We start from the raw sequence: 6327 nt of genomic DNA, 5'->3' as shown, positions 1-6327 counted from the left end.
CCGGCGACCTGGGCATGGCGGGCTGCGGCAGCACCGGCACGGCCGCCGACCACCAGACCTTCGAGCAGGCTGTTGGACGCCAGCCGGTTGGCGCCGTGCATCCCGGTGCGCGCCGCCTCGCCCGCGGCGAACAGACCCGCGAGCTCGGCGCGTCCGGAGACATCGGTCAGGACACCGCCGCAGCTGTAGTGGGCACCCGGAACGACCGGGATCGGTTGGCGCGCTGGGTCGATGCCGGCCGCCAGGCAGGCCGCGGTCACAGTGGGGAACCGCGTCGCCACGTCCGTGACGTGGCGGGCATCGAGGTACGCGCACCGATCCCCGGACTCGGCCAGCCGGGTCTCGATCGCCGCCGAGACCACATCCCGGGGTGCCAGATCTCCCATCGGGTGCACCCCTTCGGTGATCGAACGTCCGCGGGCGTCTACCAGTTTCGCGCCTTCGCCGCGGAGCGCTTCGGTGATCAGGGGGCGGCGGCCACTGCCGCGCCCGTCGAACAGCATGGTCGGGTGGAATTGGATGAACTCGAGGTCAGCGACAGCCAGGCCGGCGGACATCGCCAGCGCCACCCCGTCGCCGGTCGATCCCGCCGGGTTGGTGGTCGCTTCATAGAGGTGCCCCAGTCCCCCGGTCGCGAGGATGACCGACGGGGCGTGGATGACGCCGGGGCCGTCGTCGCTGAGCACCAGCACCCCCGTCACGACGCCCGACTCCACCAGTAGCTCCACGGCGACATGGTTCCTGCGGATGTCGAGGGTGGCTGCCGCGTTGTTCAGCGCGCGCTGCACCTCGGCTCCCGTCGCATCTCCTCCCGAATGGATGATGCGTCGGCGGGAGTGCCCACCCTCTCGGGTCAACGCCCACCGACCCGGTGCCGACTCGTCGAAACATGCACCGGCCGAGACCAAGTCGGACACCGCACGGTGGCCGTCGGCGACGATCGAACGGACCGCTTCCGGATCGCAGAGCCCGCCGCCGGCGGCCAGGGTGTCGGCGACGTGGGCGTCGATGGAGTCACCGTTGCCGTAGCAGGCATCGGGCAGCACGACGGCGATGCCGCCCTGGGCGTAGAAGGTGGCGGTGTCACCGCCCTTGCTCAGCAGCACCACCCTGCGCCCGTGGCGATGCGCCGCCCGCGCAGCGGCGAGGCCCGCGACCCCGGTGCCGATGACGACGACGTCGGCGCGCTGCCTCCACAGACCGGCCCCGCCGCAGCCGGCGGTCATTCCCCGCCACCGCCGGGCTGGCCGATCTCGATCATCCGCTGCACGCTCAGACGCGCGGCCGCCGCGACGTCCACGTCCACGTCGACCTCGTCGGCGCCTTCCACCAGACACCGCAACAGCGCCGCCGGGGTGATCATCTTCATGTACTTGCACAAGGCCCGCTCGTTGACCGCCCGGAAATCCACGTCCGGCGCTGCCCGGCGCAACTGGTGCAGCATCCCGACCTCGGTGGCCACCAGAACCTGACGGGCGCCCGTTTCCCGGGCCGCGTCGAGCATTCCGCCCGTGGACAGGATCTTGACCCGGTCCTGGGGGAAGGAGCCTTCGCCGGCAAGGTAGAGCGCCGACGTGGCGCAACCGCACTCCGGATGCACGAACAGTTCGGCGTCGGGATGGGTGCGGGCCTGATCGGCGAGTTCATCACCGTTGATGCCGGCGTGCACGTGACACTCACCCGCCCAGATGTGCAGGTTCTCCCGGCCGGTGACCCGACGCACGTGCGCGCCGAGGAACTGGTCGGGACAGAACAGCACATCGCGGTCGGCCGGGATCGAGGCCACCACATCGACGGCGTTGGACGACGTGCAGCAGATGTCGGTCTCGGCCTTCACTGCGGCGGTGGTGTTGACGTAGGAGACGACGACGGCGTCCGGATACTCGGCCTTCCACGCGCGTAACTCGTCGGCGGTGATCGAGTCGGCCAGCGAACAACCTGCCCGCTGGTCGGGAATCAGAACGGTTTTTGCCGGCGAGAGGATCTTCGCGGTCTCGGCCATGAAGTGCACTCCACAGAACACGATGGTGTCCTCGGGCGCCTCGGCGGCGATGCGCGACAGCGCCAGCGAGTCGCCGACGTGGTCGGCGACGTCCTGGATGGCAGGCAGCTGGTAGTTGTGCGCCAGCAGGGTGGCACCGCGAAGTTCGACGAGACGGCGCACCTCGGCGGCCCATTGCGCGTCGCCGTCGACGCCGGAGAAACCCCCCGGCCCGTCGACGATTTGGCTCATCAGATGGTCAGCGGACAACTGTTCGGTCACCGTCATCGTCGCCTCCTTCACTTCGCCGAGGTTTTCGACTTATAATCGAAAACATGGTCCATACTAGCACCGACCACGAGGTGTTGGCCGCGGTGTTCCAGGTCCGACAGAGCCAGGCATCCGGCGCCGGACACAAACCCGCACTTCACGTGCTGTTGTGGCAGCGTGCGCTGAGCCCGGAGCGCGGAAAATGGTCCCTGCCCGGGGGTCGCCTCGGCGACGACGAGGACATGACGAGCTCGGTCCGGCGTCAGCTCGCCGAGAAGGTGGACCTGCGTGAACTGGCGCACCTGGAGCAACTCGCGGTGTTCTCCGACCCGGACCGGGTGCCGCACCGGCGGACCATCGCGTCCACGTTCCTCGGCCTGGTGCCCTCCCCCGCCACCCCCGAGCTGCCCGCCGACACGCGATGGCACCCGGTCGGCGATCTGCCGCCGATGGCGTTCGACCACGGCCCGATGGTCGAGCACGCCCGCACCCGCCTGGTCGCCAAACTCTCCTACACCAACATCGGATTCGCGCTGGCGCCAGCAGAATTCGCTCTCTCGACGCTGCGCGACATCTACAGCGCCGCGCTCGGCCACCCAGTCGACGCCACCAACTTGCAGCGGGTGCTCGAGCGTCGTCGCGTCATCACCAGGACCGGCACCACCGCGCGATCGGGCCGCAGCGGTGGCCGACCGGCGGCGCTGTACCGGTTCACCGACTCGCGCTACCGGGTCACCGACGAATTCGCCGCATTGCGGCCACCGGGGTGAGTCGGCTGGCTTCTTAACACGTTCTTAAGTAACAATGCCTGGATGGAACTCGGCAGCGTGGCGCGGTCCACCGGAGCGCAGTGGATCGGCCAGGCTCCTCATGAACCCCTTCAACCCAAGGCGCGCCCGGTCGTTCCCGCCTACGACTCGTTCTACCGGCCGCCGGCCGGATACGAACACGCCCGGCCAGGAACGGTGCTGCGGTCCCGCGACGTCGAGGTCGCTTTCCTCGGCTTCATCCCGCAGAAGTTTCACGCGACCCAGCTGCTGTACCGCACCACCGATCTCAACGGCGAGCCGCAGACCACGGTCACGACCGTGGTGGTCCCCACCGAACGGGCCGCGGACGGCCCTCTGCCGATCGTGTCGTATCAGTGCGCCATCGACGCGGTGGCGGGGCGGTGCTTCCCGTCCTACGCCCTGCGCAGGGGCGCCAAGGCGATCGGCTCGCTGGCTCAGTTCGAGTTCCTGCTGGTGGCCGCGGCGCTCGCCGAGGGCTGGGCCGTCTCGGTCCCCGACCACGAAGGCACCGCCGGCAGCTGGGGAGCCCCCCACGAACCCGGCTATCACGTGCTGGACGGGGTGCGTGCGGCGATCAACCACGAGCCGCTGGGGCTGTCACCGGGGGCGCCCGTGGGGCTGTGGGGCTACTCCGGAGGTGGGTTGGCCTCTGCGTGGGCCGCCGAGGTGCAGGACAGCTACGCCCCGGAACTCAACGTCGTCGGCGCGGTGCTGGGCTCGCCGGTCGGCGACCTCGGTCATACGTTCAAGCGTCTCAACGGCAGTGTGTATTCAGGACTGCCGGCGATGGTCGTCGCGGCGCTGACCCACATCTACCCCGACCTGGACCGCATCATCTCCGAGCACGCCACCGACGAAGGCAAGGCGATGCTCGCGCGGATCGAGAAGATGACCACAGCGCATGCTCTGCTCCGGCGCGCCGGAAAGGACATGGCGGATCTGGTCGACCGGCCGCTCGAGGAGATCCTGTTGACCCCGGAGGTCCAGAATGTCTTCGACCGCATCAAGCTCGGCACCGCCACCCCCAAGACGCCGGTGCTCATCGTGCAGGCCGTCCACGACCGGATCATCTCCGTCGACGACATCGACGAATTGATCGAGACCTACACCCGCGGCGGCGCCCGCGTCACCTACCACCGCGACATGTTCAGCGAGCACATGCTGCTGCATCCGATGTCTGCGCCGATGACGCTGCGCTGGTTGCGAGACCGCTTCGCCGGACGGCCGCTGCGTGCGCACATCGCCCGCACGAAGTGGCCGACGCTGCTCAACCCGTCGACCTACCGCGGGATGCTCACCCTCGGCGTGATCACGGCCAAGGTGCTGACGGGGCGGCGGGTGGAACGTCAGCCCCTGTCCCGATTCGACCGCTAGTCGGCAGCGGGTACTCCACCGGCGGCCAGGCACCCAGGTCGTCGCGCGGGGTCGCGGTGACGCCCAGCAGGTACACCAGCGCCGCGACCGCGGCGGGGAGCAGCACCGTAGCCGCGATCTGCAGTGGCGAATGGCCGAAGAACACCGCCGGGGCTTCGACGACGTAGTGCACCCGCCTCTCCTCGGACACCGGTGCCGCTGCCACGTCGACGACCCCGTACCGCAGGCGCGCCAGCGACGCCCCCACCGCCGCTGCCACCACCGCGGTGACCACACCACCAACCGTCAGCGCCGCCGCCATCACCGGTCCGCGGTGAGCGCGCCACTGCCACAACAGCACCGCCCCGAGCACAGCCACCACCGCGAGCATTCCGACGAACATGAACGCCGCGGTGAACCAATGGTCCGACTCGCTGCCCAGGGACGCGGTGATCCGCTCACCGGCGCGAGTCAGCGCCACCACGCCGTGGATCGGCGGCGCCAGCCACGCCCACAAGCCGCCCACCAGGGCACCCGCCACCGCGGCACCGACCACCACGGTCAGCGCGGCACGCGACCGCGACACCCTCGGCTCCGGGCTCCGGAGGGTCACCGGTAGAGCTCCAGATCCTTGGAATCGACCAGGCCGTGTCGCGAGCACTTCGCCCACCAGCCGTCCGGACGCACCTGAACGATCATCCGGCGGCCGCATTCGGCGCAGAAGCGGGGCGGCTCCAGCCCCAACTGCGCCGTGGTCGGCACGACGCTGCCTGCGGGTTCACCCGTGTACACGTTGTAAACGCCTGCACCGACCGGAGCCGGCAGCTCGCCCTCGGGTGAAACGACGATGCCCATCACAGGCTGGCGTTGAGCGCCTTGATCGGCATCTGCAGATCGTCGAGCAGCTCCAGATCCGCTTCGGCGGGCCGGCCCAACGTCGTCAGGTAGTTGCCGACGATGACGGCGTTGATGCCGCCCAGCATGCCCTTCTTGGCCCCCAGGTCACCCAGCGTGATCTCCCGGCCCCCGGCGAAGCGCAGCATCGTGCGCGGTAGCGCCAGCCGGAACGCGGCCACCGCCTTGAGTGCCTCGGAGGCCGGCAGCACGTCGAGGTCGCCGAACGGGGTGCCCGGACGCGGGTTGAGGAAGTTCAGCGGCACCTCGTGCGGGTCCAGCTCGGCGAGGTTGGCGGCGAACTCCGCGCGCTGCTCCAGCGTCTCCCCCATGCCGAGGATGCCTCCGCAGCACACCTCCATGCCGGCCTCGCGGACCATCTGCAGCGTGCCCCAACGCTCTTCCCACGAATGGGTGGTCACGACATTGGTGAAGAACGACCGCGCGGTCTCGAGGTTGTGGTTGTACCGGTGCACACCCATCGCCGCGAGCGCCTCGACCTGGTCCTGGGTCAACATGCCGAGCGAGCAGGCGATCTGGATGTCGACCTCGTTGCGGATCGCCTCGATGCCGGCGGCGACCTGCGCCAGCAGCCGCTCGTCGGGACCGCGTACCGCGGCGACGATGCAGAACTCGGTGGCGCCGGACTTCGCGGTCTGCTTGGCGGCTTCCACCAGGCTCGGGATGTCGAGCCAGGCGCTGCGCACGGGAGACGCGAAAAGGCCTGATTGCGAACAGAAGTGGCAGTCTTCGGGGCAGCCGCCGGTCTTGAGGCTGATGATGCCCTCGACCTCGACGTCGGGACCGCAGTGCGCCATCCGAACCTCGTGCGCGAGTGCCAGCAGGTCGTCGAGACGCTCATCCGGCAGTTGCAGCACCTGCAGGGTCTGGTCCTGATCGAGGCCTTCGCCCCGTTCCAGCACCTGCTCGCGTGCCACTGCCAGAATGTCGCTCACTCGCCAGCCCTATCTGTCGCCCACTTGAACACCGTTCAGGTTAGGGTACCGGTGTGCAGCTCCACAAACGTGACGTGGTCGA

7 protein-coding genes are annotated in these 6327 nt (G+C 69.3%); 2 read left to right on the top strand and 5 right to left on the bottom strand.

Annotated features, from left to right (window positions below):
- Both nadB and nadA read right to left on the bottom strand, forming a co-directional pair.
- The coding region (nadB, locus tag WA944_RS15780; RefSeq protein ID WP_526647105.1) for an L-aspartate oxidase at positions 1-1226 on the bottom strand (1226 nt) is incomplete at its 3' end.
- The gene (gene nadA / locus WA944_RS15775) at positions 1223-2233 is read right to left on the bottom strand and encodes a quinolinate synthase NadA (protein WP_526373939.1); all 1011 of its coding nucleotides are present in this window, start codon (positions 2231-2233) and stop codon (positions 1223-1225) included. The genes nadB and nadA, both read right to left, overlap by 4 nt.
- A gap of 83 nt (positions 2234-2316) precedes the next feature.
- Between nadA and WA944_RS15770 the strand changes: the two genes are divergently transcribed.
- Positions 2317-3021, top strand: coding sequence for an NrtR DNA-binding winged helix domain-containing protein (locus tag WA944_RS15770; RefSeq protein ID WP_526373934.1), 705 nt, complete (start codon positions 2317-2319; stop codon positions 3019-3021).
- A 42-nt stretch (positions 3022-3063) separates the two neighbouring features.
- Positions 3064-4416: a lipase family protein gene (locus WA944_RS15765; RefSeq protein WP_526373935.1), complete on the top strand. Its 1353-nt coding sequence runs from the start codon at positions 3064-3066 to the stop codon at positions 4414-4416.
- Here the strand turns inward: WA944_RS15765 and WA944_RS15760 are convergent.
- The 3 genes from WA944_RS15760 to bioB are packed head-to-tail and all read right to left on the bottom strand — an operon-like array spanning position 4352 to position 6245.
- Positions 4352-5008, bottom strand: a complete 657-nt coding sequence (locus tag WA944_RS15760; RefSeq protein WP_526373936.1) for a DUF2567 domain-containing protein — start codon at positions 5006-5008, stop codon at positions 4352-4354. The two genes, WA944_RS15765 and WA944_RS15760, sit on opposite strands and share 65 nt — an antisense overlap.
- Positions 5005-5250 carry a biotin synthase auxiliary protein BsaP gene (gene bsaP, locus WA944_RS15755; protein WP_370330718.1) on the bottom strand — a complete coding sequence of 82 codons (246 nt, stop codon included), beginning with the start codon at positions 5248-5250 and terminating at the stop codon, positions 5005-5007. Before bsaP ends, WA944_RS15760 begins: the two co-directional genes overlap by 4 nt.
- Positions 5250-6245 carry a biotin synthase BioB gene (gene bioB / locus WA944_RS15750; protein WP_526647104.1) on the bottom strand — a complete coding sequence of 332 codons (996 nt, stop codon included), beginning with the start codon at positions 6243-6245 and terminating at the stop codon, positions 5250-5252. Before bioB ends, bsaP begins: the two co-directional genes overlap by 1 nt.
- Positions 6246-6327: the final 82 nt, after the last annotated feature.

The organism is Mycobacterium sp. (genome assembly GCF_049683355.1).
GTDB lineage: Bacteria > Actinomycetota > Actinomycetes > Mycobacteriales > Mycobacteriaceae > Mycobacterium.
Note: the sequence above shows the minus strand (reverse complement) of the source record. Positions and strands in the feature narration are given on the sequence as shown.

Bases quoted from the DNA above. Each gene is read 5' to 3' on its own strand.
- nadA (WP_526373939.1), bottom strand. From the start codon at position 2,233: ATGAGCCAAATCGTCGACGGGCCGGGGGGTTTCTCCGGCGTCGACGGC.
- WA944_RS15770 (WP_526373934.1), top strand. From the start codon at position 2,317: ATGGTCCATACTAGCACCGACCACGAGGTGTTGGCCGCGGTGTTCCAG.
- bsaP (WP_370330718.1), bottom strand. From the start codon at position 5,250: ATGGGCATCGTCGTTTCACCCGAGGGCGAGCTGCCGGCTCCGGTCGGT.
- WA944_RS15765 (WP_526373935.1), top strand. From the start codon at position 3,064: ATGGAACTCGGCAGCGTGGCGCGGTCCACCGGAGCGCAGTGGATCGGC.